The sequence below is a fragment of the Polaribacter litoreus genome (assembly GCF_054584775.1).
Window position 1 is genome coordinate 268,567 of the sequence record NZ_JBTLRD010000004.1, and the last position, 25,864, is coordinate 294,430.

29 protein-coding genes are annotated in these 25,864 nt (G+C 29.6%); 11 read left to right on the plus strand and 18 right to left on the minus strand.

Annotation, left to right across the window (positions count from 1 at the left end; all coding sequences use genetic code 11):
* Positions 1-17: 17 nt before the first annotated feature.
* From rodA to ACW9UN_RS04915, 9 genes are all read right to left on the minus strand, one after another.
* The gene (rodA, locus tag ACW9UN_RS04875; RefSeq protein ID WP_459484403.1) at positions 18-1,298 is read right to left on the minus strand and encodes a rod shape-determining protein RodA; all 1,281 of its coding nucleotides are present in this window, start codon (positions 1,296-1,298) and stop codon (positions 18-20) included.
* Complete coding sequence (mrdA, locus tag ACW9UN_RS04880) at positions 1,279-3,165, minus strand: penicillin-binding protein 2 (protein WP_459484405.1); 1,887 nt, start codon at positions 3,163-3,165, stop codon at positions 1,279-1,281. Before mrdA ends, rodA begins: the two co-directional genes overlap by 20 nt.
* Positions 3,165-3,668: a rod shape-determining protein MreD gene (gene mreD, locus ACW9UN_RS04885; RefSeq protein WP_459484408.1), complete on the minus strand. Its 504-nt coding sequence runs from the start codon at positions 3,666-3,668 to the stop codon at positions 3,165-3,167. The genes mrdA and mreD overlap by 1 nt, the downstream gene beginning before the upstream one ends.
* Positions 3,661-4,488, minus strand: a complete 828-nt coding sequence (gene mreC / locus ACW9UN_RS04890) for a rod shape-determining protein MreC (RefSeq protein ID WP_459484410.1) — start codon at positions 4,486-4,488, stop codon at positions 3,661-3,663. The genes mreD and mreC overlap by 8 nt, the downstream gene beginning before the upstream one ends.
* Positions 4,489-4,506: 18 nt before the next feature.
* Positions 4,507-5,535 carry a rod shape-determining protein gene (locus ACW9UN_RS04895; RefSeq protein ID WP_459484412.1) on the minus strand — a complete coding sequence of 343 codons (1,029 nt, stop codon included), beginning with the start codon at positions 5,533-5,535 and terminating at the stop codon, positions 4,507-4,509.
* A 72-nt stretch (positions 5,536-5,607) separates the two neighbouring features.
* The gene (purH, locus tag ACW9UN_RS04900; RefSeq protein ID WP_459484414.1) at positions 5,608-7,134 is read right to left on the minus strand and encodes a bifunctional phosphoribosylaminoimidazolecarboxamide formyltransferase/IMP cyclohydrolase; all 1,527 of its coding nucleotides are present in this window, start codon (positions 7,132-7,134) and stop codon (positions 5,608-5,610) included.
* 128 nt (positions 7,135-7,262) lie between these two features.
* Entirely contained in the window at positions 7,263-7,391 is a 129-nt protein-coding gene (locus ACW9UN_RS04905; RefSeq protein WP_459484415.1) for a hypothetical protein, read from the minus strand.
* Between the two features lie 76 nt (positions 7,392-7,467).
* The gene (locus ACW9UN_RS04910) at positions 7,468-7,920 is read right to left on the minus strand and encodes an XrtF-associated fRMsr-like GAF protein (protein WP_459484417.1); all 453 of its coding nucleotides are present in this window, start codon (positions 7,918-7,920) and stop codon (positions 7,468-7,470) included.
* Positions 7,921-7,980: 60 nt separating this feature from the next.
* Positions 7,981-10,380 (minus strand): T9SS type A sorting domain-containing protein, encoded by a 2,400-nt coding sequence (locus tag ACW9UN_RS04915; protein WP_459484419.1) that lies wholly within the window; start codon positions 10,378-10,380, stop codon positions 7,981-7,983.
* A 52-nt stretch (positions 10,381-10,432) separates the two neighbouring features.
* Here ACW9UN_RS04915 and ACW9UN_RS04920 point away from each other — a divergent pair, with 52 nt between their 5' ends.
* The 3 genes from ACW9UN_RS04920 (at position 10,433) to ACW9UN_RS04930 (ending at position 13,416) form a co-directional block, all read left to right on the plus strand.
* Positions 10,433-10,837: an HYC_CC_PP family protein gene (locus ACW9UN_RS04920; protein WP_459484420.1), complete on the plus strand. Its 405-nt coding sequence runs from the start codon at positions 10,433-10,435 to the stop codon at positions 10,835-10,837.
* 73 nt (positions 10,838-10,910) lie between these two features.
* Positions 10,911-13,175, plus strand: coding sequence for a TonB-dependent receptor (locus ACW9UN_RS04925; protein WP_459484422.1), 2,265 nt, complete (start codon positions 10,911-10,913; stop codon positions 13,173-13,175).
* Positions 13,176-13,257: 82 nt separating this feature from the next.
* Complete coding sequence (locus ACW9UN_RS04930; RefSeq protein WP_459484424.1) at positions 13,258-13,416, plus strand: YqaE/Pmp3 family membrane protein; 159 nt, start codon at positions 13,258-13,260, stop codon at positions 13,414-13,416.
* Here the strand turns inward: ACW9UN_RS04930 and ACW9UN_RS04935 are convergent.
* From ACW9UN_RS04935 to ACW9UN_RS04970, 8 genes are all read right to left on the minus strand, one after another.
* Positions 13,413-13,751 (minus strand): tRNA-binding protein, encoded by a 339-nt coding sequence (locus ACW9UN_RS04935; protein ID WP_459484426.1) that lies wholly within the window; start codon positions 13,749-13,751, stop codon positions 13,413-13,415. The genes ACW9UN_RS04930 and ACW9UN_RS04935 overlap by 4 nt on opposite strands.
* Before the next feature lie 80 nt (positions 13,752-13,831).
* Positions 13,832-14,305, minus strand: coding sequence for an Mpo1 family 2-hydroxy fatty acid dioxygenase (locus tag ACW9UN_RS04940; RefSeq protein WP_459484428.1), 474 nt, complete (start codon positions 14,303-14,305; stop codon positions 13,832-13,834).
* Positions 14,306-14,374: 69 nt separating this feature from the next.
* Positions 14,375-14,911 carry a YfiT family bacillithiol transferase gene (locus ACW9UN_RS04945; protein WP_459484430.1) on the minus strand — a complete coding sequence of 179 codons (537 nt, stop codon included), beginning with the start codon at positions 14,909-14,911 and terminating at the stop codon, positions 14,375-14,377.
* A gap of 1 nt (position 14,912) precedes the next feature.
* On the minus strand, positions 14,913-15,593 hold the full coding sequence (locus ACW9UN_RS04950) for a tetratricopeptide repeat protein (RefSeq protein WP_459484432.1): 681 nt from the start codon (positions 15,591-15,593) through the stop codon (positions 14,913-14,915).
* A gap of 216 nt (positions 15,594-15,809) precedes the next feature.
* On the minus strand, positions 15,810-17,033 hold the full coding sequence (locus ACW9UN_RS04955; protein ID WP_459484434.1) for an Nramp family divalent metal transporter: 1,224 nt from the start codon (positions 17,031-17,033) through the stop codon (positions 15,810-15,812).
* 1 nt (position 17,034) lies between these two features.
* Complete coding sequence (locus ACW9UN_RS04960; RefSeq protein WP_459484437.1) at positions 17,035-17,595, minus strand: RNA polymerase sigma factor; 561 nt, start codon at positions 17,593-17,595, stop codon at positions 17,035-17,037.
* The gene (locus ACW9UN_RS04965; protein ID WP_459484439.1) at positions 17,586-18,689 is read right to left on the minus strand and encodes a glycosyltransferase; all 1,104 of its coding nucleotides are present in this window, start codon (positions 18,687-18,689) and stop codon (positions 17,586-17,588) included. Before ACW9UN_RS04965 ends, ACW9UN_RS04960 begins: the two co-directional genes overlap by 10 nt.
* A 5-nt stretch (positions 18,690-18,694) precedes the next feature.
* Complete coding sequence (locus ACW9UN_RS04970) at positions 18,695-18,898, minus strand: membrane or secreted protein (RefSeq protein ID WP_459484441.1); 204 nt, start codon at positions 18,896-18,898, stop codon at positions 18,695-18,697.
* Between the two features lie 101 nt (positions 18,899-18,999).
* Between ACW9UN_RS04970 and ACW9UN_RS04975 the strand changes: the two genes are divergently transcribed.
* The 8 genes from ACW9UN_RS04975 (at position 19,000) to ACW9UN_RS05010 (ending at position 24,770) form a co-directional block, all read left to right on the plus strand.
* Positions 19,000-19,581, plus strand: a complete 582-nt coding sequence (locus tag ACW9UN_RS04975) for an RNA polymerase sigma factor (RefSeq protein WP_459484443.1) — start codon at positions 19,000-19,002, stop codon at positions 19,579-19,581.
* A gap of 100 nt (positions 19,582-19,681) precedes the next feature.
* Positions 19,682-20,002, plus strand: a complete 321-nt coding sequence (locus tag ACW9UN_RS04980) for a hypothetical protein (protein WP_459484444.1) — start codon at positions 19,682-19,684, stop codon at positions 20,000-20,002.
* Positions 20,003-20,009: 7 nt separating this feature from the next.
* The gene (locus tag ACW9UN_RS04985; protein ID WP_459484447.1) at positions 20,010-20,498 is read left to right on the plus strand and encodes a hypothetical protein; all 489 of its coding nucleotides are present in this window, start codon (positions 20,010-20,012) and stop codon (positions 20,496-20,498) included.
* Positions 20,499-20,930: 432 nt separating this feature from the next.
* Positions 20,931-22,355 carry a CotH kinase family protein gene (locus ACW9UN_RS04990; RefSeq protein WP_459484448.1) on the plus strand — a complete coding sequence of 475 codons (1,425 nt, stop codon included), beginning with the start codon at positions 20,931-20,933 and terminating at the stop codon, positions 22,353-22,355.
* An 18-nt stretch (positions 22,356-22,373) separates the two neighbouring features.
* Complete coding sequence (locus ACW9UN_RS04995; RefSeq protein ID WP_459484450.1) at positions 22,374-22,661, plus strand: EF-hand domain-containing protein; 288 nt, start codon at positions 22,374-22,376, stop codon at positions 22,659-22,661.
* 67 nt (positions 22,662-22,728) lie between these two features.
* Positions 22,729-23,529: a YHYH protein gene (locus ACW9UN_RS05000; RefSeq protein ID WP_459484452.1), complete on the plus strand. Its 801-nt coding sequence runs from the start codon at positions 22,729-22,731 to the stop codon at positions 23,527-23,529.
* Positions 23,516-24,124 (plus strand): toxin-antitoxin system YwqK family antitoxin, encoded by a 609-nt coding sequence (locus ACW9UN_RS05005; protein ID WP_459484453.1) that lies wholly within the window; start codon positions 23,516-23,518, stop codon positions 24,122-24,124. Before ACW9UN_RS05000 ends, ACW9UN_RS05005 begins: the two co-directional genes overlap by 14 nt.
* Positions 24,093-24,770 (plus strand): SCO family protein, encoded by a 678-nt coding sequence (locus tag ACW9UN_RS05010; protein WP_459484455.1) that lies wholly within the window; start codon positions 24,093-24,095, stop codon positions 24,768-24,770. Before ACW9UN_RS05005 ends, ACW9UN_RS05010 begins: the two co-directional genes overlap by 32 nt.
* A gap of 51 nt (positions 24,771-24,821) precedes the next feature.
* Here ACW9UN_RS05010 and murB read toward each other — a convergent pair whose 3' ends face one another.
* Entirely contained in the window at positions 24,822-25,832 is a 1,011-nt protein-coding gene (gene murB, locus ACW9UN_RS05015) for a UDP-N-acetylmuramate dehydrogenase (RefSeq protein ID WP_459484457.1), read from the minus strand.
* Positions 25,833-25,864: the final 32 nt, after the last annotated feature.

Here is a 25,864-nt window from a genome sequence, read left to right on the forward strand (position 1 = left end):
AATTTTTAAGTTTTTTATTAAAAATCGTAGTTTTTATGAGCATCTAGTCTTATAAAGATAAAAAGCAAAATGGTAAAACCCCAAAGAGAGGAACCTCCATAGCTAAAAAAGGGTAGAGGTATACCTACTGTTGGTAACAGGCCTATAACCATACCAATGTTTACAATTACATGAAAAAATAGGATGGAAGCTAATCCATAGCCATAAATTCGTCCGAATTTGTTAGTGTGAGTTTCTGCTAGATAGATTATTCTATAAAGTAAAATCATAAAAATAATAACAACAAAACTAGACCCTAAAAAACCCCACTCTTCTCCAACTGTGCTAAAAATATAATCTGTATGTTGTTCAGGTACAAAATCTCCTTGGGTAAGATCTCCTTTTAAAAACCCTTTGCCTTTTAAACCACCAGAACTAATTGTTAATTCAGATTGATAAGAATTGTAACCAATACCTTTATTATCAACTTTTTTACCCAATAATATATCAAATCGATCTTTTTGATGAGATGGTAATAAATTTTTATAAATATAGCCTGTACCAGATATAAAAAGGCCTAATACTAGGTAGATACTAATTACTTTATGCCAGTTAAAACGTAAGAAACGTTTTCCTCCTCGATACAAAAAATAAATAACTAAAATAGTTATTAGTAAAAATGTAGTTAGTAATACCCATTTAAATCCGAAGAAAATAGTTAAAATAAAAAGGATAATAAAACCAGAACCTAAAAGAATGTAATTTAACGTTAAACCTTCTCTGTTTAATACAAAAAAGAAAGATAAGTAGATGACTGCAGAACCAGCATCTGGTTGTAAAAAGATTAAAAAGGCAGGAAAGAATACAATAATAAAAGCTTTTATTTGATTCTTTATTAGTTTAAAGTTATACTGCCTATCACTTAGTAATTTAGCTACAGCTAAGGCTGTACAAGCTTTTACAAATTCAGAAGGTTGCAAACCTAAAGCGCCAAAATTAAACCAAGACCTAGCACCATTTATTTGTTTTCCAAAAGGGAATAATAATAATAAAGAAAAAATTGAAAGTAGGTAAAATATACTAGCATACTTTTCATAAAACTTTGAATTGAAAAATAGAATACTAATGATTAAAGGAATGGTACAGCATATAAAAATAAGTTGTTTACCATATTTTGTAGAAAAACTTAATAACTGAACATCTTCATCAGTTTTAGAAGCAGCAAAAATATTTACCCAACCAAAACCAACTAAAATAATGTACAGAAAAACCAAAAGCCAATCTATACCTGCAAAAATATTATTTCGTTCTTGACGCAATTTCTATCGGTTTTTGTAATTGAATATCATAAATGTCTTGCAGACTTTTGTTTAACATATTTAATTCTCTGTATTTATTTCTTGGTGATATTTCTCCATTGATGTACTTTTCTATAAGTAAACTGGTTATTGGTGCAGCAATTGTAGATCCATATCCACCATTTTCAACAAAAACAGCTAAAGCTATTTTAGGATTATCCTTGGGTGCAAAAGCAACTAAAATAGAATGATCTTCTAATTGTTTTTTAATACCTTCAATAATAACAAAGTTTTCTGCGGTTCCTGTTTTTCCGCAGATTTCGATACCTTTTACCTGGCTATATTTTCCTGTACCTGTTTTAAATACCTCGTGCATTGCTTCTACAACAGGTTCAAAGTGTTTTTTATCTATAGTTGTTTTTTTAGGTTGTGTGTATTTTGGATTATCAATAAAACTTGAGTCGATTTTTTTAACAATATGTGGGGTGTAAAAATGGCCTCTATTTGCAATTGCAGCTGTAAAATTTGCCAATTGAATTGGTGTTGTTAATATTTCTCCTTGTCCAATTGCATTAGAGATAATTGAGGAGCCATTCCAACGATAATTTAATCTTTTATCATAATAGTTTCCATCAGGTATTAATCCTTTTTGCCCAGCAGGTAAGTCGTAGCCTAAATAATTGCCAAGGCCAAAGCTGGTAACGTGCCTGTTCCATTCATTCATTCCTTGAGTTGGCATATTATTTTTTTCAACAATTAATTTATAGGTATTAGAAAAATAGCTATTGCAAGATTTTGCAATTGCAGTTTTTAATTTAATGGGAACACCATAAATATCGCAATGACATTTCATAAATTCATTGGCTCTATTTCCATATCTATAACCACCATAACAACGAAATGAAGTTTGTTGATTGATAACGTTTTCTTGTAAAGCAACTAAGGCATTCATCATTTTAAAAGGAGAACCAGGAGCATAAGCAGCCAATAAACCTCTATCGTAACTTGGTTTGCTTATAGTATCATTAAATAATAAAACTGAATTTTTAGAGCGCTTTCTACCCACTAGCATGTTAGGATCGTAAGAAGGTGCTGTAACCAAGGCTAAAATTTCACCTGTAGCAGGTTCAATAGCTACGATACCACCTCGTTTTCCATTCATTAGCTTTTGTGCATAAACTTGTAAATCTATATCTAAAGTTAGCATTAAATCTTTTCCGTTTTGTGCTAAAGTGTCATATTTACCATTTTTATAAGAGCCAGTAACTTTATTAAACCGATTTCTGTGCAGGTATTTTTTTCCTTTTCGGCCTCTTAAAACATTTTCATATTGCCTTTCTATACCGTCTTTTCCTTCGAGTTCTCCTTGTTCGTAATAAGAGCTTTTACGTGCCTTTTCTTCATTTACTTCACCAATATATCCCAAAACATTAGCTGCAGCTTTTATTGGGTAATCTCTAATGATTCTTTTTTGAATAAAGAAGCCGCTGTATTTGTATAATTTTTCTTGTAAAAATGCAAAGTCTTCTTTGGCCAATTGTTTTAAAAAAACGGATGGTAGATAAGATGCATATCTCTGTGCTTTTTTGAATCTTTTTATAAAATCTTGTTTGTCTATTTTTAATAGTTTACAAAACTCTAAGGTATCTAATGGTTTAACTTGATTTGGTTGTACCATAACATCATAAGAGAGTTGATTTGCAACTAATAGTTTTCCGTTTCTATCATAAACATAACCACGTTCGGGGTAGTCGTAAACAATTTTTACGGCGGCATTATGAATAGGATCATAGCTTTCGTGCTTAATTATTTGTAATTGAAACAAACGCCCAATAAAAATAATTCCAATGGCACTTATCAAAAAATATAATAAAAAACTTCTTTGCATTATTCTTTTGTAGTAAAAATAGTTGTTCCTAAAAAATAGAGTAGTAGTGTAAAAATACTTGAATAAAGTGTATTTAGCAATACATTAGAAAAATTATTAAAACTAAAATTAGCAAATGAAAAATAAATAAAGTGATGTATAACTGTTAAAGTTGCTGTATAGTTAAAAACTTTACCAAAAGATTCTGATTTTAATTTAAAAAAAGGATAATCAGCAGCTACTTTTCTAAAGTACAGCTTCACAAAAAATAATCTCAAATAGGCTATACAGAGAATAGAAAATGCATGAATACCTCCAGAATCAGAGAAAAAATCAATAGAAATACCTAATAGAAAGCAGTAAAATAAAAAGGGAATTCTATTTTCTTTTAATGGATATATAAAAACAAAAACGATATATAAATATGGATTTATAAAGCCTAGAAAAAGAACATTGTTTAGCACAAAAACTTGTAGTAAAAGCAAACTAAAAAATGAAGTTAGTATGTTTAAAGGCTTATTCATCTTCTAATAGTTCTAGAGATTTTATTTCAAGTTTGTCTAAATTCTTTATTACTTTCACATAACCCAAGTTGCTCATGTCGTTAAATAAAGTAACATTTACAGTGTTATCTGCAGTATTGCCTTTGTTAATTTTAGTAATGGTGCCTATTAAAATGCCTTCAGGAAAAATAGTTGACATTCCACCTGTTTCAATAGTATCTCCAACTTTTAGAGGTGCTTGTCTTGCAATGTCAGAAAGTTGAACTGTATTATAATCTTTACCATTCCAAACTAACGTTCCAAAATAGTTGCTGTTTTTTAAACGTGCATTAATTTTACTATTTCTATTTAAGATAGACTGTACTCTAGCATATTCATTAGAAGTTTGCTCAGTAAAACCTATAATACCTTTACTATTTATAACTGCCATTTCTTTACCAATACCTTGATTTTCTCCTTTATTTATAGTTAAAAAATTAAAATCTTTACTGTAACTATTGTTGATGATTTTGGCAGATGTAAAGGTATATTTTTGATGGTATTTTGTAGAGTCAATACGTATAGAATCTATATTTAAAACAAAAGAATTATTTTTTTCTATCAGGTTTTTTAAATATGTGTTTTCTTCAGATAGTCGTTTGTTTTCTGATTTTAAATTCCAGTATTCAGAAATGTTAGATATTTGAGAATATAATCCTCCTGTAATATAGTTTGCAGAATTTACAAACTTGCTTTTATGAAAATTTAGGTTATTAAATGTTAATACAAGTGAAACAAATGCTAACAAAAGAAAAAACAGAAAATTTTTAAACCTCTGAAAAAAGTAGATAAGTTGTTGCATTGTTAAAACTTAAAAATGCTAATTCATTAATACATTTTTGTATTTATTTAATTCTTTTAAAGCAATTCCTGTTCCACGAACTACAGCTCTTAAAGGGTCTTCAGTAACATAAACAGGTAAATCTGTTTTACGAGACAAACGTTTGTCTAAACCTCTAAGCATAGAGCCACCACCTGCTAAATATATTCCTGTATTATAAATATCTGCAGCCAATTCTGGTGGTGTTTTAGATAAAGTTTCCATAACTGCATCTTCAATTCTTAAAATAGATTTGTCTAATGCTTTGGCTATTTCTCTAAAAGAAACCTGTACTTGTTTTGGTTTACCACTTAATAAATCTCTACCTTGAACCAACATTTCTTCTGGAGGCGTATCTAAATCTTCAGTAGCAGCCCCAATAGTAATTTTTATTTTTTCGGCTGTAGTTTCACCTACATGTAAGTTGTGCTGAGTTCTCATGTAGTACATAATATCACTCGTAAATAAATCTCCAGCCACTTTTACAGATTGGTCGCAAACAATACCACCTAAAGCTATTACAGCAATTTCAGTAGTACCACCACCTATATCTATAATCATATTTCCTTTCGGTTCCATAATATCAATGCCAACACCAATGGCGGCTGCCATTGGTTCGTAAATTAAATAAATTTCTTTGGCATTCATGTGCTTTGCAGAATCACGAACCGCTCTTTTTTCAACTTCTGTAATTCCAGATGGTATGCAAATCACCATACGCAATGCTGGTGGAAACAATTTCTTTTTAATAGATGGAATTTTCTTTACAAATTCCTTAATCATTTCTTCGGATGCTTGGAAATCTGCAATAACACCGTCTTTTAAAGGACGAATGGTTTTAATGTTTTCATGTGTTTTTCCTTGCATTAAATTGGCTTCTTGACCAATTGCAATTATTTTACCAGAAATTCTATTTCTAGCAACTATAGAAGGACTGTCAATAACCACTTTTCCATTGTGAATTATCAACGTATTTGCGGTTCCAAGATCAATCGCAATATCTTCCGTCATAAAATCAAAAAAACCCATAAATTACTTTATTATTTAAAGTGTGTACTTCTACAAATTTAGTGAAATTAATCTGTAAAAATGTTAATTTTATTAATGTTTAAAATGTCTTGTTCCAGTCATTACCATTGCAATATTATTAGCATTACAATAATCGATACTAAGTTGATCTTTTATAGAACCACCAGGTTGAATTACACTTGTAATTCCTGATTTACCAGCAATTTCTACACAGTCAGGAAAAGGGAAAAATGCATCACTTGCCATTACTGCTCCATTTAAGTCGAAACCAAAACTTGTTGCTTTTTCAATTGCTTGTCTTAGTGCATCAACTCTAGATGTTTGTCCTGTTCCACTTGCCAATAACTGATTGTTTTTTGTAAAAACAATCGTATTCGATTTTGTATGCTTGCAAATTTTAGAAGCGAATAATAAATCTTTTATCTCACTTTCAGTTGGTTTTGAATTGGTAACATAAGTTAAATCTTCTACGGTATCTGTTTTAGCATCTTTATCTTGAACCAATACACCATTTAAAGCAGTTCTCACATTTTGAATTGGCAATTCCGTTATTTTTTGAATTAAAATTACTCTATTTTTCTTTCCTTTTAAGATTGATAAAGCTTCATCAGAATAACTTGGTGCAATAACCACTTCACAAAATAATTTATGAATTTCTTCTGCAGTTTCAGCATCAATCTTGGTATTTGCAATTAGTACACCACCAAAAGCAGAAACAGGATCTCCAGCTAAAGCATCAACATACGCTTGTTTAATTGTACTTCGTTGTGCAAAACCACAAGCATTGTTGTGTTTTAAAACGGCAAAAGTTGGGTCTTCGCCAATAAATTCATTCATTAAATTTACGGCAGCATCAACGTCTAACAAATTGTTGTAGCTTAATTCTTTACCATGCAATTTGTCGAACATTGCGTCTAAATCTCCAAAGAAATATCCTTTTTGATGAGGATTTTCTCCATAACGTAAAACTTTAGAGGTTTGTTCACTGGCTTTATAAACTACTTCATCTTCATTAAAATAGTTAAAAATTGCAGTATCATAATGTGAAGAAATATTAAAAGATTTTGCAGCAAATTTCTTTCTTTGTTCTATTGATGTTTCTCCGTTATTTTCTGATAAAATCGATAAGAATTCTTCATATTGATCCATAGAAGAAACTGTAAATGTATCTTTAAAATTTTTGGCTGATGCCCTTATTAGAGAAATACCTCCAATATCAATTTTTTCTACAATGTCTTGTTCTGCAGCTCCAGAAGCTACAGTTTTTTCAAACGGATATAAATCTACAATAACTAAGTCGATTTGAGGAATTTCATATTCTTGCATTTCTGAAACATCACCTTCATGATCTTGTCTATTTAAGATTCCTCCAAAAACTTTTGGATGTAAAGTTTTTACTCTTCCTCCTAAAATAGAAGGATAAGAGGTAACATCTTCTACAGGAACTACATTTATGCCTAATTCCTTTATAAATTTTTCTGTTCCTCCAGTTGAATAAATAGTTACGCCTAATTCGTTTAATTTCTGAACAATTGGTGCTAAGCCATCTTTGTGAAATACAGAAATTAATGCAGATTTAATTGTTTTTGAAGTGCTCATTTTGTGTTGTATTGTTAAGCGTGCAAAACTACACAATCACAAAAGAATTTACAATAAAAAGATAGTAACAAAATTAGGGAGTAATTAACAAAAAAAACGAATTGAATTTATTTTAGTAAAAATATCTTTTATTCTGCGTTTTCTAAAAAATCTCTAAACCAAGTTACAAATTGATTAATAATAGACTCTTTTTTTGTGCCGTAATTTTGGTGTCTGTTTGTACTTGTTATGACCGTTGAAGACTCTTGTTTTCTCATTTTTATAAGTTTGATAATTAGGTAGTTGAGTTTATCTCATCAAATTTAAGTAAAAAACAAATAAAAATCAATAAAATTAAAGAATTACTGATAATTTTTCACAGATATACTCTAAAAGCTCCTCATCTTTTGAAGAAAATGTATTTGCAGTGTGCGAATCGATGTCAATTTGACCAATATTTTCGCCATTTACAAAAATAGGAATTACAATCTCTGACTTTACTTTCCAACCACAAGAAATATAATTGTCTTGTTCGGTGACGTCTTGTACCACAAAGTTTTTATTACTTACTGCAACTTGACCACAAATTCCTTTTCCAAACGGAATAATAGTGTGTTCTGTCGGTTCACCAGTAAATTGGGCTAACTTTAGTTCTTCTTTATCACCATTTTTAAAATAAAAACCTACCCAATCATAGTAAGAAATTTCACTTTCTAAGAAATCACAAATTGTTTGTAATTTTTTTTCAATGGTAGTTGAAGATGCTATTATATTGTCAATTTCTTGCTTTAAATATGTGAAGTTCATCTTTTTTGTGTATTTGATAAAGGCTATTTAAATATCTAAATTTTGATTTGCAAAAGTACGTTATCTTTTGATAATTTTTTGATGTAAAATGGAGTTATTCTCAAATAAAATCTGCAAAAAATAAATGCCATTTTTTAAATAAGAAACATCGATAAGGTTTGTATTGGTTTTTTTAGAAATAAGTAACTTTCCACTTATATCGTATATGGATATTTTCTGTGCTTTTTGATTCGTGTTTATATATAAAGTTTTAGATACAGGATTTGGAGAAATAATGTTTTCTTCTAGATTAGATTCGTTAACACCTAATGTAGCGCTTTTAAATGCTATTGATCTTAGAATAGTAAAATCTCCAGCATTTGTAATAGAATTTTTGTTAGTGGGGCCATTTAATCCAACTTGTTCTAAGGTAACTTCAATTATATTTCCAACATGTTCAGTTAAATCTAGAGATAATTCTGTATAAGAATCAAATCGAACAGAATTCGGATTGTAACTCTTACCTATCTGTTCTCCATCAACTTTAACTCTAAACCAAGATGTATTGGAATTGTAATAGTAATGCTGTTTAAAAATAATATCCGCTATTAAATCTTTGAGGTTCGTAGCATCAATATAAAAAGAAACACTGCTAATAAAGTTTCTATTATCATTCCATGCTTGGTTTTCGGTAGTTTCAAATTTACCTTTCCAACCATAAGTTTCTCTTGATGATTTTTGATCTAAATACAGCAATTTATTAAAATCTTGATAAACTTTTGAATACCTACTATGGTTGATTACAAAATTTGAATTGTTTAAAGCATCAGATCTTTTAAAATCATTTTCATAAGGTACTTGTAAAATTTCGGATTTGGTAGATTTGTAAAGTTTTAGCCAAGGTGAATTTGAATCTTCGCATGTAGAGCGTAAAAAAATCGTGTAGGGTTTTGCTTTCTCTAAACCTGAAAATGTATAGGATGCAGCAGTTGTAGTTTCTCCGCTGTTTTTAAAACCTTTATCATCTTCGCTTATAGCAATCTCCCAACTATTGGCAGTAGCATCCCAATTTAAAGTCATGCCATTTTCTGTTGTAGAAAAATTAATATTACTAGGAATATTACAACTTGCCTCTTTTAATTTAATATTATCAATATAAGATTTATGTAAATAACTTTTTCCTAAATGTTCAATGATTAGTGCAACTTTTTTTCCTGTAAAATCTGATAAATCAACCGAAATTGTTCTGCTTGTATCATAGGTAACATCAGTATTATCGTATTCAAATTCTTGTATTTGCCCATCAATTTTTAATCGTAGTTTAGATTGATAAATGGTTTGTTGTAAACCAAATTCAAAAACGGGTTGTTTTGGGATTTCAGTTAAATCAACTACAAAATGAAGTCGACTTATAAAATCAACATTATCTTTCCAAAGAGCATTGGTGTTATCCCACCAATTGTACACAGAAAAATCGTCAGATCCGTTTAAAAGTAAGCCCTTGTTTGATGTGTTTAAACCTGCATCCTCAGAAATCGTTATAAAACCAGCACTATTATTTTCTATGTAATAGTTGTTGTTTTCTGTTTCAAAATCTATGGTTGACGGAATTTGTAATGCTAATGGTTGCGTATGGAAGTATAATTTTTTATAGGATGTAGGCACAATAGCGCAATTAGATTTGTAATACAATATATAATCTTTACCAGGAATTAAATTGTTGATGGAAAAATTACTTGATGTCGTTTCGTAATCTGAAGGTTCATCAGCATTTAAAAGCCCTATTTTATAATCGAATGCATTAGTATTATTGGGGTTATCTATAATAAAGGAAGCAGTCGTTTCGCCAATTACATCTCCATCAATAGAAAATTGAATAGGGCATCTTTCTAAATTTCCAATAAAACGAGTGTTTGCAAAAGAATTTTCATAAACACCAGTTGTACTTCCTTTATGCGTAAAAGTCATTTTAGATCGAGTAGGTGGGTTGTTAAAATTTTCTTCACCTTTAAAACCCGCAGTTGCGCTTGTTGTAAATCCACTATCAATATCTTCTACATCTAAAATTATATTCTGAATTCCATCATATAAAAAAGGAGTAGCAAAACGTACAATAACATCATAACCATCAATATCTACACCAGCATTAAACACCTCTGTTAAGTTGTTAATGTCAATAAAAGGATCACCAATTGCAAATTCTTCTTTAGTGGTATGGCCAATTCTTACCACCCAATTTCCAGAATTTTCAGATTTAGATTGATAAAAAGCAGATGTAAAACGAATCTCATTTATTTCGCCTTTAAATTCTAAATCTTTTTGATAATAAATGGTTTGAGAATGTGAAAGTTCTGACTGTAAACTAACTGGCTGTGAAGTAAAATCACCTGTACCTCCAATATTTTTTTCAGAAAATGTTTCTGTTTGAGCTTTTAAAAAAAAAGGTGTAAATAAAAAGAAAGTTAATAAATACCTAAACATTATAGACTATAAGATTTTGTGAAAACAAATTTATGTAAATTTGTAGCTGTAAATGAATAATCTTTTCTTAAAAATATCATCTAGTTTATTGGCGTTTTTAATGCTATTTTCTACCCTTTCGTTTACGGTAGAAAAACATTATTGTGGCGATTTTTTAGTAGATGTTTCTTTTACAGGTAACACAGAAGGTTGTGGAATGGTAATGAACAAAACCGCAACAATCCAAAAGAAAAACTGCTGTAAAGACGAAGTGCACCAAATTGAAGGGCAAGACGAATTGCAATTGCAAGATGTTGAGAGTATCACTTTTCAAAAACAACAATTTTTAACAGCATTTGTAATTTCTTATCAAGATTTATTTGTTTTACCAGAAGCAAATACTAAGTTTTATAAAGATTTTTCTCCACCTGATATTCCACTTGATTATCAAGTAGTATATCAATCCTTTTTAATTTGATTTTATAATTGACAATCAAACAAGGTTTCTAAAAAAGAAACTAGATACTTCAATTTATAAAATCAAAATCATCATGAAAAAATATTTTTTAAATAGCATAATGCTATTGATGCCATTTGTAATTTTCTCTCAAACTAGTTTAAAAGGGATGATTATGGATAAAGACAATCCAAAAGATAATTTGGGTGTTGCTGATGTTACTGTACATTGGTTAAACACAAATGTAAGTTCTGTAACCAACAAAAAAGGTTGGTTTACCATTGCGTATAAGCCAGCATATAAAAAATTAGTGGTAAGTTATTTAGGGTATAAAACAGATACGTTAACCATAACAAGTGCACAAACTTTTCATCATTTTATTACTCCTCAAAATAATTTGGAAGAGGTAACCATTACCAGCGAACGAAAACCAATTCAAAGATCATTTTTATCAACGGTAAATGTGTTTACCGTAAATCAAGAAGAATTGCTAAAAGCAGCATGTTGCAATTTGGCAGAAAGTTTTGAAACAAATCCATCAATAGACATCAGTTTTTCAGATGCTTTAACAGGTACAAAACAAATAGAAATGCTGGGCTTAACAAGTCCTTACTTGCTAATTACACAAGAAAATATACCCTCAGTTAGGGGTGCAAGCCAGGTTTTCGGACTCACATTTACACCAGGAACTTGGGTAGAAAGCATACAAATTACCAAAGGAGCAGGTTCTGTGGTTAATGGTTTTGAAAGCATTTCTGGGCAAATTAATGCAGAATTGGTGAAGCCTTTAACAGATAATAAACTATTTGTAAACCTTTTTGGTTCTCAAATGGGGCGTTTTGAAGCCAATACACATTTCAATAAAAAAATTTCTGAAAAATGGCAAACAGGGTTGTACATCCATGGAAATTATAGAGGGCAAAAATTTGATAGAAATGAGGATGGTTTTTTAGATATGCCTTTATCGAATCAAATTAATGTTATGAATAGATGGCAATTTACAGATGCCGAAAAAGGCTGGGTAAGTTTTATAAATGTTCGTTTTTTAAATGATGAAAAACAAACTGGCGAAATTAATTTTAACCCCTCTACAGATAGAGTTTATCCAGAAACTACTTTAGTTGGAAATGAGTTATGGGGAAGTGAAATAGCTACCAAACGTTTTGATACATCTGCAAAGTTAGGCTATGTTTTTCCTGAGTTGCCTTATCAAAGTATTGGTTTTCAAATGGCGTATAGCAATCATCAACAAGATTCTTACTTTGGTGTAAATAGTTATGATATTCAACATGAAAGCGTCTATTCTAATTTGATATTCAATTCCATTATAGGAGATACTAGAAACAAATTTAAAACAGGCATAAGTTTTACCTATGACAAATACAATGAATTGGTAAATACCTTAAATTACAATAGAAACGAAAACTCTTTTGGCGGTTTTTTTGAGTACGCTTTTGATAATTTAAATGATTTTAGTTTAACAGCAGGATTGCGAATTGATACCCATAATTTATTAGGAACCTTTATAACACCAAGATTGCATTTACGCTATGCAGCTTGGGAAAAAGGAGTGTTTAGAGCATCAATTGGTAGAGGAAAACGAAGTGCGAATATCTTTGCAGAAAATCAGCAAGTATTTGCCAGCTCAAGACAAATTCAAGTTGATAATAATGGAGGAAATATTTATGATTTAAACCCTGAAATTGCATGGAACTATGGCGTTTCTTACTTGCAAAAATTTAATGTATTTGATAAAAAAGGTGATGTTACTATTGATTTTTATCAAACCAATTTTCAAAATCAAGTAGTGGTAGATTGGGAAAATCCAAGAGCCATTTCTTTTTACGATTTAGAAGGTAAAAGTATTGCCAATAGTTTTCAAGTAGAGCTGAATTACAGTTTAGCTAAAAATTTAAATGTAAGAACAGCCTATAAGTATTTTGACATTGCTACAGATTACAAAAGTGGAAATTTGCAAAAACCTATTCAACCTAAAGATCGATTTTTTGCCAATATTTCTTACGAAACAACAGCGTCAGAAAAATTAGCACAATGGAAGTTTGATTTGACATTTAATCATATAGGAAAACAGCGTTTACCAAATACAAGTGCTAATCCTGCTCAATATCAATTGCCTGAGTTTTCTAACCCATTTCAGTTATTAAATGCACAAGTAACTAAAGTTTTTTCTGATACTTTAGAAGTGTATTTTGGAGGTGAAAACCTAACCAATGTACAACAGAATAATCCTATTTTGGGCAACGACGCCCCTTTTGGACCTAATTTTGATAGTACTATTGTGTATGCACCTATTTTTGGAAGATCAATTTATGCTGGGTTACGATTTAAAATTCTATAGCATTAAAAACAGCTGTTTTTAAAGAATCTGTAACAAAATCAACAGATAAACGTCTTATTTATGTAACCAATTGAACATATAAATGAGTTTTTTTAGAGTATTATTTGCCATAATCTTTCCTCCACTTGCTGTGATAGACAAAGGTTGTGGCTCTTTTATTATCATTTTTTTATTAACGCTTTGTGGCTGGATTCCGGGTATTATAGGAGCTTTAGTAATTTTAAATAATCCTAAAAGTTAACTTATCTGTGCTCCGTTTTTAATGGGCTGAGAAGGTTGAAGTAAAACCACATTTCCATCAGCATTGTAAATACCTAAAACTAAGATTTCACTTAAAAAATTAGCAATTTGTCTGGGTTTAAAATTTACAATTGCAGTAACTTGCTTTTGTAAAAGCGCTTCTTTTGTGTATAAATCTTTGATTTGCGCACTCGATTTTTTAATGCCTAAATTACCAAAATCAACTTTTAATTGGTACGCAGGTTTTCTTGCTTTTGGAAAATCGTTAACCTCAATAATAGTGCCTACTCTAATATCAACTTTTAAAAAATCATCGAAGGTAATTTCTGCTTTCATATTTTATTTTAAGCTATTTTTAGAGTATAACATCATCTTTTGAATAAAGCTTGCAGTATTTCATTTCCACTATAAAAAAGCTATTTACTGTTTTTTTTCTTCCCTAATTTTTCAATCACCCAAAGAGGGCCAATCAATAAGAATTCTAAATCTTTTAAAAAAGATGGTTTTGCGCCTTCTATTTTATGACCGTAAAACTGACCCATCCAACCCAAAACAAAAATAATTATAGAAGCGTAAAGTAGGTGGAAGTTGTTGCCAATCCAAAAATTACCAATCACACATAGTAGAATTACAAAAAGCATATTTATAAAATGCCAAAAGCCAAGTTTTAAATAAAAAAGAGAAACCAAAAGGGTAACTACAATGGCCCAATTTTCTATAAGCGGATTGTACAAACCTAAAGTATTTTCTAAAAATGATGTTGGTATGCTCATCAACAAACCAATAACGCTAAAAAATATTATGGGTACACAAATATAGTGTATGGTTTGGTTGGTTTTATGCTGATGGCTTAAAGCATACTCATCAAAATATTCTTGTGCAGTTTTCATTATCCTATATATTAGACCTTTAAAGATAACATATTTTTAAATAAAAAAATACCAATAGCATTTATACTACTATTTCCAACCTTTACGAATCATTAACTGCTCTATATGCGCATAATGGTGTTGACAATGCCAGGCATACATGCCAATATTTTTTTTCAAACTAACATTTTTATTTCCATCAGGATGAATAAAAGACTTCTCTAAATCTTTATCTGTTAACATTCTTAATAAATACACCCATTTTGCGTGTAACCCTTTTAAAGCATCAATAGTTAATAGTATTGGGCTAGATTTAGCATCTAATAATTCTGCCCAACTTTTTTCATTGTAGGCTTTTATAATGGGTTGATTTTCAGTTAAAGCCCATTTAAAACGGATGTAAGAATTGTGATGACTGTCATAACAATGATGTATTACTTGCCTAATTGTCCAGCCACCTTCTCTGTATTTAGTTTCTAATTGATTTTCTGATAAATCTCTAACCAAAAATTCTAATTCGTGAGGAAACCTTTCGATGTCAGAAATCCAAATTTCAATATTTTTTTTGGTGATGTTTTCAGGAATATTGGCTAAACCTATAGGATATTTTAATTCTTCTAAAGTCATTTTACTTTTTTGTTAATCGTTTTAGAAATCGCTTAGAATTTCTATTTTCAGGGTTGATGTTTAAAGATTTTTTAAAGTTTAAAGTAGCATTTGTAGTATCTTTTTTTAAAAAATAAGCTTCTCCCAAACTATTAAAAACATTAGAACTTTTTGGATATAAATGCGTGTTTATTTTAAATATTTCTAAAGCAGAGTCATAATCTTTATTTCTGATAAAATCATAACCTTGTCTGTTTAAATTTCGTTGACGAATGTTGATGTTTGTAGAATCTTTTGCTTGAATGTCTTTAAAAGCGGCTAAAGCTTTGTCATATTCTTTTGCCTTAAAATATTCACCAGCCGTTTTTTCATCAACTTTTAATTTTTTAAAGTGGTACACTATACCTTTATGTTCGGTTTTAGGTGCAAGTTCTATATGCATTTTTGGTTTGCTAACAAATAACATTTTTTCGTTTAACTCTTTCATGTAAAAAGAACTGTCATTTATTTTTAGCAGTTCAATATTATCATTTCCACGCCATTTTGCATGCATTTCTGCGTCTTCAAAATAAATTTCTAAAATTTCATTAGCATTAAATAAGTAGCGCCCAGAAGTGGCTTTTATAAATTCTTCAGAATTTTTTTGTGATGTGCAACTCACTAAAACTAGTAAAAGTACGGTAAGAGATAACAGTTTTTTCATGGTTTTTGGCTAAAATGATTCTTTATTTTAGACGACTAATTTATAAGTTTTGTTACATTTTTTGTTCGATTTTTAAATTATTCTAAAGTTAAGGAATTTAAAATTTAAATACACTAGCTGTAAAATGATTTAAAATTACTACATATTTTATCAACTTTAAGAAATCATCATATAAAATATCGGTAAAATAAATTCTAATAAAAACAATAGTAGTTTTTAAATATTGAATAAAAACCAAAAACTAAAACCAATTAAAAAAACGATTCCTACAATACTTAAAACTCTGGTAAATAAATTTGGTTGATGTTCTTTTGGCATGTGTTTACCCGTAACCAAAACAAAGTTAAGAATAGCATAAAAAGGTGCTGTTAAAAATGATAAGATTGTGGCTATCTTAACCAAACTACCCATATTGTCTAAATAAAATTGTAAGATAATAAACGTACCCGCAAACAAAAATATAATCCAAAACCAATACCCAAGCTTAAAGGCTTTGTTGAATAACAATTTAGAGGTTTTATTCATTGCTCTAGGTGAGGCATCTAGAGTTGTAAGTGTAGTGCTAAACATGGTTGTAAATGCAGCAATTGCAATAAAAATATAAGAGAAATTGCCTAAGTTTTTGGTGTATAAATTTATCAGCTGACTTGCAAAAACACCACCTTTATTTGAAAAGGTTTCGCCAGATTTATACATTACCAATGCCCCTAAAAGCACAAAGCAAATACCCAGAATTAACGTGCCAATATAACCAACATTAAAATCGAAAATGGCATCTTTAGGTTCTATTTTTATAAAAGTGCTTTTGCTTTTTTCTACAGACCAAATAGAATGCCAAATAGAAACATCTAAAGGAGCAGGCATCCAACCTAAAAAAGCAATTAAAAAGGTAATTTCTATGGTTCCAGAAGGTAAAATTTGTGAAACATCAAAAGCTTCTGTAGAACTAAATAAGGCCACAGCAACAGCAATAATAGTGCTAACTGATAAAATAATGATAATGTATTTCATTAAGTTATCTAGTAACTTGTATTTGCCTATTATTAAAAAAATTAAACTAATACACATTAAAATGGTACTCCAAGTAACCAAGTTGCTAGTAAAACCAAACAGCTGAGCAGCCAAACCAGCTGTAACAATTGTTACTGCAGCTTGAATGGTAAACATTGTTGCAAAATTGATGATAAAATAAATGGCTAAAACACTTTTTCCTAATTTTTGGTAACCATCTAATAAAGTTTCTCCAGTAGCAGCCGCATACCTTGGGCCAAATTGAAAAAAAGGATATTTAAAAACATGTACTAACAATAATGCCCAAAGTAATCCAAAACCAAACTCGGCACCTGCTTTTGTAGATTGTACTAAATGCGAAACCCCAATAGCTGCACCTGCAAATAGTAAACCAGGTCCTAAAGATTGTAAGAATGATTTTTTATTCATTTTAATGCTTTTTAATAATCGCTGCCAATAACTTTTTTGCACGCAATAATTTAACTTTTACATTGTTTATGGGTTCGTTAATTTGCAAAGCAATTTCTTTGTAACTTAATTCTTGAAAATAACGCAATTGAATTACCTCTTGATATTTAGGTTTTAATTGTTTAATATCTCTTAATAATTTAGCTAAATTTTGCTCTCGGATTATTTTATCTTCTGGCGTTGGGTTTTCATCAACTACCAAATATACTTTTTCTTGTTGTTCTTTGGTAGTAGTTGTTGTAATCGATATTTTCTTTTTACGGAGTAAATCGATATGAACATTTTTAGAAATGGCAATTAACCAAGTTTTAAAAACATAAGTATCATCAAAAGTATGAATTTTATCAAAAGCCTTAGCAAATGTTTGCATAGCAATATCTTCTGCATCATTTTCGCTTTTTGTGCGTTTAAGTTGATAGTTAAATACGTCTCCCCAAAAAGTGTCCAATAAAAATCGAAAAGCAGTTTGGTTGCCTTTTTTTGCTTTTGCGATATTAAATTGAATTTTATCCTTTATTTCCAATCGTTAGGTTTTGAAATCAAATTAGCACTAAATATACTAATTTGAATCAATAATAATCCAATTTCTAAAAAAGGTAATACAAAAATAAGATAAGGTTCTTTTAATTTATTTGCAGCTATGCCTACAATTATATATTGCACTAAAAAGTAAGTTAGTACAATTGGTAAGATCATTTGCCAAGGATAAAAGAATGCTAAAAGAGATGCACACACATAAAATAATAACTTCGAGACTGTGAAAAATGATAGCAAAAAACGATGTTTTAATTTATATTGTTTTTTTAAAATACGTTTTTTACGTTGTTGCTGAAACCAATTTCTAAAAGATGAAGGTGGGTTTTTTTCTATAAAACTTTCTTTACTAATGGTAAAAGAAGTGTTTTTTTTAGTGGCAGCATCTTTTAAGAATAAGTCATTTTCGCCATACTTTAACTTTATATGGTTAATAAAGCCTTTTACTTTAAAAAATGTTTTTTTTTGATAACCAAAATTGTCTCCGAAAGCCATAAACGGACTGCCTAATTTTGCAAAAGAAAAGCATTGTAAAGCAGTTACTAAATTATGAAAACGAATAAAAAAATTTGCTAGAGTGTTTTTACTTTTAAACTTTGTGTACCCTAAAGTAATTGTTCTTTTTCCTCTAAATTGTTTGCTCATTTCAGCAATCCAAAATTCCGAAACAGGTTCAGTATCAGCAGAGGTAAATAACAAGCGTTCGTGTTTTGCAGCTTTAATACCTAAAGTTAGTGGGTATTTTTTGTTACCCCAAAAGGCTTCATTATTTTCAACGTCTAAAATTTTAATATTATTGTTATTGGCTCTAAATTTTTCGATAACCTCCAGAGTATGATCTGTAGAGGCATTGTTAATAAGAACAATTTCAAAATTAGGGTAATTTTGAGCTAAAATAAAAGGCAAGTTTTTCTCTAAAGCAGTTGCACAATTTTTTGCAAAAATAATTACGGATATAGGATGCTGCTCTGAAGTTTGCTTTTTATTTTTTTTATTGAACAGTGGTAACGAAAAACTAATGTAATAAATGATTTGTATGGCTGTAAGGGCTACAAAAATGTAGAAAACTACAGGTAAAATCATCAATTTTATTTATGTTCTGGTTCTGCACAAGAGTCAAACTGATCTGGTGTTTTGCCACAAAAACCACATGCTTCTCCTGTTTTATTTAATGCCGGATTCTGACTTGCACAAGTACCTGCAAATTCACCATCTTTTTTTGCCCAAATTTTTATGGCAATTCCAGCAAAACCAAGCGCTAGCAACCCTAAAGTAATAAAAAGTAATTTCATAATACAAATGTACAAATTATAGTAGAAATAGTAAAATCTCTCTATTATTATATAAGCTTCTTTCTAAGTTTTTGTATGTTTACTGTTTTTGAAAAATTAATTTGACCGATAAAGAATTCATACATCAATTACAACAGGGTAAACAAGCTGCGTTTAGCAAACTATTAGATGATTATCAGCAGCGCGTTTTTAGTACATGCATTTCTTTTGTGCCTAATAAAGAAGATGCCGAAGATATTGCACAAGATGTGTTTTTAGAGGTGTTTAAATCTATTGCTAAATTTAAAGGAAACTCTAAACTCTCTACATGGATTTACAGGATAGCTACCAATAAATGTTTAGAATTTATCAGAAAAAAAAACACCAAAAAAAGATTTGCATTTATGCAAGCTATTATGGGTACTGAAATTCCTATAGATAAAACGAGTTATTTTACAGAATTTAATCATCCAGGTGTAGTTTTAGAAAACAAAGAAAAATCGGCTATTATTTTTAAGGCGATTAACACCTTGCCAGAAACTCAACGCGTAATTTTTACCTTGGCAAAGATTGATGGAAAAAGTTATCAAGAAATTGTAGAAATTACAGGTAAAAGTTTGTCGTCTGTAGAATCTGTACTATTTAGAGCTAAGAAAACTTTAAAAAAGAAGTTAGCCGATTTTTATAAAAATAACACGTCGTAAAAACAATATAAATGATCAAATTTAGCTTTTTAAAATTTTAACGCAAGTTTTTAAAAAATAAAGCATCTAAATAAATAAAATATTTTATCAAAATTATAAGATGAAATCGCAAGAACAAATAAATAAAAAAGTAAAAGATACTTTAAAAGTATTAGAAACTATTGATGATGTAAAAGTAAACCACTTTTTTAAACATAAAGTTTTGCAGCAATTAGAAAATAAGAAAAGAGAAGAAAAGCCTTCTGTGTTGCATTGGTTTACTCCTCAATTACAGCTAGTTACCTTAAGTATAATTTTAGTACTTAATATAAGTGCTCTTTTTTATGCCTATTCTAGTGGCAACTCACAGTCTAATACAAGTTTAGAAACTTTTGCTCAAGAGTATGATTTACAATCCGATACAAGCTATATCCTAAATTAATAAACCAATGAAATCAAAATTACTTCCTGCTATTTTATTACTTCTTGTTTTATTAAATGGTGTCTTAATTTTTATGTTAGTTACAAAACCGCATCAAAATAGAAATTTAAAAGTGCCAAGAAACTTTTTAACAGAACAATTGCAATTTTCTGATACACAACAGCAAAAATTTATTGAGCTAGATGAAATTCATAAGCATAAAATGATAGAAATAGATCGTCAAATCATCACACAAAAAAATATTCTGTTTAATGCTTTTGATGATAAAAATATAAATATTGATTCTCTTGCTAATATTACTGGTCAACTTGAGGCGCAAAAAGATGTTGAAGTTTACCGGTTTTTTAATTCAGTAAAAGAAATCTGTGACAAAGAACAGCAAAAAAAATTTACCAAAATTATTAGAAAAGCATTAACAAGAGGAAAATCTGCACCTTTAGAAAGACAAGGTAATCGCCCTCCAAGAGATGGAGAAATGCCTCCACCACCAAGGTAAGCATATCCTTTTAAAAATAAATAATGCTTTAATTTAAAAATTGAATTCTTTCTACTTATCAAAAAATATACTGTACCATAACCAATGGATAACAGTTATTAGAGATGCAGAAATATTTGTAATAAAGCCCTAACTTTCTAAAAAAAATACCGAAATTATCTGCACTTCTTTTAAGTATTCTGACGATTTGACCTTTAAACACTCTAATTATACTCAATAAAAAGTAAAATAGAGTTAGACTTTTTCATGCGTATTTTCTACAGTTTTTTACTTCTTTAAGTCAACAAGAATCGTTTTGTCAAAAGCAGTTTTTAAGTTTTTGATTATATGTGCTGTAAAATTAAGTTCATTGTTTTTGTTAAAAGTACGTTAACAACACAAGTTTTTACAAAAGGTAGCATCTAAATAAACAGCAATCAAAAATATAGAGTAATGTTAAAACAAAACTTAAAACCATTGACGCCGATTTATTTTATAGTAATATCACTTTTCTTTTCAGCTGGCTGTACTGAAGATGTTACAGATTCAGAAACAAGTACAATAAGTGAAATTACATCAGAATATTTAACAGATACAGATTTTGAAACTACAGATTGGGCAGAAGCTACACATAGTAAAGAGGCTACACCAAATTTTGAAGAAGTTTTTCCAGATGATGAAGTAAAACGCTTAGATATTGTTATCACTTCAGAGCGTTGGCAAATTATTTTAAATGATATGACATCTAATTATGGAACCTTTGGTGGTGGAGGTAGAGGAGGTTTACAGACTAGTAACGAAAACCCAGTATTTGTTCCTGCAGAAGTATTTTATAAAGGTAAAGAATGGTATAGAGTTGGTGTACGTTTTAAAGGAAATTCAAGTTTACAAACTACTTGGAGTGATGGTAATTTAAAATTATCATTTAAGTTAGATTTTGATGAGTTTGAAGATGATTATCCGCAGATAAAAAATCAACGTTTTTATGGATTCAAAAAGTTAAGTCTTAAAAATAATTTCGACGACCCTGCTTTAGTTAGAGAAAAAGTAGCCGCAGATGTTTTTGCAAATGCAGGTTTAGCAGTCTCTCACACTGCATTTTATATTGTTTATGTAGATCATGGAAATGGTCCTGTATATTTTGGGTTGTATACTTTAGTTGAAGAGGTAGATGATACAGTTATTGATAATCAATTTAATGATGGTAGTGGTAATTTATACAAACCAGATGGAGATGCAGCCAGCTTTGCTGTTACTACCTATGATGAAAGTGAATATGAAAAGAAAACAAATGAAAACGAGGCCGATTATTCTGATGTACAAAGTTTACTTAATACTATTAATGATGCTTCAAGAACTACAGATGCTATAACTTGGAGAGCCAATTTAGAAACTGTATTTGATACAGATGTTTTTTTAAAATATTTAGCGGTAAATACTGTAATTCAAAATTGGGATACTTATGGTAGAATGACACATAATTATTTGTTGTATAATAACCCTGAATCTAATAAACTAGTTTGGATTCCTTGGGATAATAATGAAGCGCTTCAAGAAGGAAAAAGAGAAGGTGCTCTTGCTTTAAATTTTTCTGATTTAACTACATCTCAATGGCCAATTATAGGGTATATGTATCAAGATGAGGTTTATAAAGCCAAATACGATACTTATGTGCAAGAAACCATAAATAACGTTTTTAACACTACAACAATGAATGCTTTATACAACAAATACCAAGCATTAATAGAATCTTATGCAACATCAGAAATATCAGGATACACATTTTTGTATTCTAGTTCACAATTTTATTCAGCAATAAATCAGCTTAAATCTCATGCAGCAAGCAGAGTAGCTGCTGCAAATAATTACTTACAATAAATATAAACAAACACAAAAATGAAAACATCAATTTTAAGCATCGGAATTTTAGTTTTATCGCTGTCATCGTTAACAGCTCAAGAAAATACAAATGAAAAACAAAGAAGAAAAGGACCACCTACGATTAAACAATTACTAAAGGATTTAGATACCAATGAAGATGGAAAACTATCGTTAAAAGAAGTAAAAGGCCCACTAAAAAAAGATTTTAAAAAGATAGATTTAAATGAAGATGGTTTTCTATCAAAAGAAGAATTAGCAAAAGCACCAAAACCGAAAAGACCAGAAAGAAATGGTAAAAATTAATATTTAGCGCAAGTTTTATTTAGCTATAGCATCCAAAGAAATATAAATTAACTAAAATTTAAAAAAAATGAAATTAAAAAAAATGAAAAACTATTTATTTATAGTTGCCATGATTGGCTTAATTGTAAGCTGTAGTTCTAATGATGATGTAAATATAGAAGAGGACACCATTACAGATGCTATAGAAGATGTTATAACTGAGTTACCTTTAGCTTTTGCAGCTTTCGATACAGATGAAACAGATATTTATATTTCAGATAATGGAACAACAATCACCATAGAAACAACAGGTTTACCAAACCATACTACACCATATTGGAGTGAAAGTCATCCCTTATACGTAGCGCCAACTGTAACAAGCCAAGGAAATATGACACCCACTAGAATTGATACTTCAGGAAGAGATTTATCTGGTACATTAACAGTATCTGCCGTTCCAAAAAAAGCCAGCTCAAGCACAGCAACTTCTTTAGGTGCAATTGGTATATCTGTTAGCGGTGCTTATATTTATAATGACCAAGAAGGTAATGGTCCTTTAGACGGTGCTGCAGGAAGTTTAGATTATACAGGAGCGCATATTGGCCCGTCTCAATATCATTATCATTTAGAGCCTTTGGCGTTTACAGATGATGATGATAAATTAATAGGAATTATGGCAGATGGTTTTTTAATCTACGGAAGAAGAGATTATCCAAGCAATGAGTATCCCACAGATTTAGATACTTCAGGAGGGCATGTGGGGCCAACAGTACATAATCCTGATGGAGAAGAATACCATTACCATATTATTAATGAGTTATATTCTACAACAGGTAGATATGTAATTTTTGCGGGGTCTTATCAAGGAACACCAAATGCAATCAATTAATTACTACATATTGTTATTTTTTGTTCTAGTTTCTTGTAAAAACCGAGAAGCTGAAAATAGAAATGTATTCACTAAAAATAACATAAAAAATATTTTAATCGATAAAAAATATTTAAAACTAAATCCATTAAAAGGTCAATGGTTTTATAATGATAAGCCTTTTAGTGGTTATGGTTTTAAAATTTATAAGAACGATACTTTATTAGAAAAAACAGGTTATTGCAATGGTAAGAGAGAAGGAGAAGATGTAATGTATTTTAGTGATGGTAGCATTAAAAGAAAAGCTTTTTATGTAAACAACAAGCTTCATGGCAAAAAGACAAATTATTTACAAAATGGACAACTAATGTCTGAATCAAATTATGTTAATGGAGAACGTCATGGAGTTCAAAAAGTGTGGTATTCAAGTGGACAACTGGCTAATCAAAGAAATTTAGTAAAAGGAAAAGAAGAAGGTTTACAAAAAGCTTGGTTAGAAAATGGTACCATTTACGTAAACTATGAGGCTAAAAACGGAAGAATTTTTGGTATGAAACGTGCTAATTTATGTTATCAATTAAAAAATGAGAAAGTTGTACAAAATCAGACAAATTAATTTTATATTACTTCTTGCTGTAGTAGGTGCCTTTAGTTGTAAAAAAACTAAAAAAGATAATTTTACCAGCAGAGTAAACAAGTTGCCTTATTATAATGAAGCTTCTTTTACACCTAAATGGATTGCATCTAACTCAAGAGAATTAGAGGTATTTCATAAAATTCCAGATTTTAAACTTATCAATCAAAATGGTGAAATCATCACTCAAAAAACGTTTGAAAATAAGATTTATGTAACCGATTTTTTCTTTACAACTTGTCCTGGTATTTGCCCAATGATGACAAAAAACATGAATCTTGTGCAAGAAGCATTTAAAAATGATGATGAGGTTTTGTTATTATCGCATTCAGTTACACCAACAAAGGATCCAGTACCACAATTAAAAAAATATGCCATCAATACAAATATAGGCAAGAATTGGCATTTGGTAACTGGAGATAAAAAAGAGATTTACAATTTAGGTAGAAAATCTTATTTTGTAGAAAATGATTTAGGAGAGCCAAAAGGAATAGACGATTTTTTACACACAGAAAATTTTATTTTAATTGATAAAAATAAACACATTAGAGGTATTTATAATGGTTTAAATAAAAATTCAGTAAAACAATTAATTGCTGATATTAAAACCTTAAAAAGAGAAATTTAGCGTTATTAGAAGCCTATTTTAGTTAAGAATCTGACATTAATTTGATAGTTTTTAGTGAATAATATTCACTTCGATTTCTAATCTAATACTAAATATTTCTAAAATTGTTTTTTGAATTTTTTCAGCAAGCTGATAAATATCTTTCCCAGAAGCATTACCATAATTCACCAAAACCAAAGCTTGTTTTTCATGCACACCAAAATTGCCAAAACGATTGCCTTTAAAACCAGCTCTTTCTATCAACCAGCCAGCAGGTACTTTTATTTCATCCTCAGAAATGGTATAACTTGGTATTGTTGGATATTCTTTTTGAAGTTCTAAAAAATGCGTTTTAGAAATTACAGGATTTTTAAAAAAGCTACCACTATTACCAATCACTTTTGGATCTGGTAATTTCGATTTTCTAATGGCAATTACAGCATCAGAAATATTTTTTAAAGTAGGTTTTTCTATTTTTTTTGATGCTAATTCAGCTTCAATTGCACCATAAGAAGTATTTAGTTGATGTTCTTTTTTGGTTAATTTAAAACTGACTGCAGTTATGATGTATTTTCCTTTTGCTTCGTTTTTAAAAATGGAGTTTCTATACCCAAAATTACAATCTTGGTTAGAAAAAGTAATCAGTTTTTGAGTTGTTATTTCTAAGGCTTCAACTTTGGTGATTGTATCTTTAACTTCAACACCATAAGCACCAATATTTTGAATTGGGCAAGTACCTACATTACCAGGAATTAAAGATAAATTCTCAATTCCACCATAATTTTGTGATACAGACCACAAAACAAATTCGTGCCAATTTTCACCAGCATTTACAGTAATATAAGCATTGTTTTCATCTTCATTATCTATAGAAATCCCTTTAATATCTATATGTACAACCAATTTTTCAATATTTTTGGTCAGCAACATATTAGAACCTCCAGAAATTAAAAAAATGTTTTGTTCTGTTTTCAATAATTGTTTTAATTGATAAACAGAATCAACAGAAACAAAACGTTTTGCAATTACATCAATACCAAAAGTATTGTAGTTTTTTAAAGATATATCTTGTTGAATTTTCATAAATAATACAGCATATAAAATTGAGTGTAGCT

Excerpts from the sequence above, each read along its gene's own strand:
- mrdA (WP_459484405.1), bottom strand. The coding sequence starts at position 3,165 with ATGCAAAGAAGTTTTTTATTATATTTTTTGATAAGTGCCATTGGAATT.
- mreD (WP_459484408.1), bottom strand. The coding sequence starts at position 3,668 with ATGAATAAGCCTTTAAACATACTAACTTCATTTTTTAGTTTGCTTTTA.
- mreC (WP_459484410.1), bottom strand. The coding sequence starts at position 4,488 with ATGCAACAACTTATCTACTTTTTTCAGAGGTTTAAAAATTTTCTGTTT.
- ACW9UN_RS04895 (WP_459484412.1), bottom strand. The coding sequence starts at position 5,535 with ATGGGTTTTTTTGATTTTATGACGGAAGATATTGCGATTGATCTTGGA.
- purH (WP_459484414.1), bottom strand. The coding sequence starts at position 7,134 with ATGAGCACTTCAAAAACAATTAAATCTGCATTAATTTCTGTATTTCAC.
- ACW9UN_RS04905 (WP_459484415.1), bottom strand. The coding sequence starts at position 7,391 with ATGAGAAAACAAGAGTCTTCAACGGTCATAACAAGTACAAACAGACAC.
- ACW9UN_RS04910 (WP_459484417.1), bottom strand. The coding sequence starts at position 7,920 with ATGAACTTCACATATTTAAAGCAAGAAATTGACAATATAATAGCATCT.
- ACW9UN_RS04915 (WP_459484419.1), bottom strand. The coding sequence starts at position 10,380 with ATGTTTAGGTATTTATTAACTTTCTTTTTATTTACACCTTTTTTTTTA.
- ACW9UN_RS04920 (WP_459484420.1), top strand. The coding sequence starts at position 10,433 with ATGAATAATCTTTTCTTAAAAATATCATCTAGTTTATTGGCGTTTTTA.
- ACW9UN_RS04925 (WP_459484422.1), top strand. The coding sequence starts at position 10,911 with ATGAAAAAATATTTTTTAAATAGCATAATGCTATTGATGCCATTTGTA.
- ACW9UN_RS04930 (WP_459484424.1), top strand. The coding sequence starts at position 13,258 with ATGAGTTTTTTTAGAGTATTATTTGCCATAATCTTTCCTCCACTTGCT.
- ACW9UN_RS04935 (WP_459484426.1), bottom strand. The coding sequence starts at position 13,751 with ATGAAAGCAGAAATTACCTTCGATGATTTTTTAAAAGTTGATATTAGA.
- ACW9UN_RS04940 (WP_459484428.1), bottom strand. The coding sequence starts at position 14,305 with ATGAAAACTGCACAAGAATATTTTGATGAGTATGCTTTAAGCCATCAG.
- ACW9UN_RS04945 (WP_459484430.1), bottom strand. The coding sequence starts at position 14,911 with ATGACTTTAGAAGAATTAAAATATCCTATAGGTTTAGCCAATATTCCT.
- ACW9UN_RS04950 (WP_459484432.1), bottom strand. The coding sequence starts at position 15,593 with ATGAAAAAACTGTTATCTCTTACCGTACTTTTACTAGTTTTAGTGAGT.
- ACW9UN_RS04955 (WP_459484434.1), bottom strand. The coding sequence starts at position 17,033 with ATGAATAAAAAATCATTCTTACAATCTTTAGGACCTGGTTTACTATTT.
- ACW9UN_RS04965 (WP_459484439.1), bottom strand. The coding sequence starts at position 18,689 with ATGATTTTACCTGTAGTTTTCTACATTTTTGTAGCCCTTACAGCCATA.
- ACW9UN_RS04970 (WP_459484441.1), bottom strand. The coding sequence starts at position 18,898 with ATGAAATTACTTTTTATTACTTTAGGGTTGCTAGCGCTTGGTTTTGCT.
- ACW9UN_RS04980 (WP_459484444.1), top strand. The coding sequence starts at position 19,682 with ATGAAATCGCAAGAACAAATAAATAAAAAAGTAAAAGATACTTTAAAA.
- ACW9UN_RS04985 (WP_459484447.1), top strand. The coding sequence starts at position 20,010 with ATGAAATCAAAATTACTTCCTGCTATTTTATTACTTCTTGTTTTATTA.
- ACW9UN_RS04990 (WP_459484448.1), top strand. The coding sequence starts at position 20,931 with ATGTTAAAACAAAACTTAAAACCATTGACGCCGATTTATTTTATAGTA.
- ACW9UN_RS04995 (WP_459484450.1), top strand. The coding sequence starts at position 22,374 with ATGAAAACATCAATTTTAAGCATCGGAATTTTAGTTTTATCGCTGTCA.
- ACW9UN_RS05000 (WP_459484452.1), top strand. The coding sequence starts at position 22,729 with ATGAAATTAAAAAAAATGAAAAACTATTTATTTATAGTTGCCATGATT.
- ACW9UN_RS05005 (WP_459484453.1), top strand. The coding sequence starts at position 23,516 with ATGCAATCAATTAATTACTACATATTGTTATTTTTTGTTCTAGTTTCT.
- ACW9UN_RS05010 (WP_459484455.1), top strand. The coding sequence starts at position 24,093 with ATGAGAAAGTTGTACAAAATCAGACAAATTAATTTTATATTACTTCTT.
- murB (WP_459484457.1), bottom strand. The coding sequence starts at position 25,832 with ATGAAAATTCAACAAGATATATCTTTAAAAAACTACAATACTTTTGGT.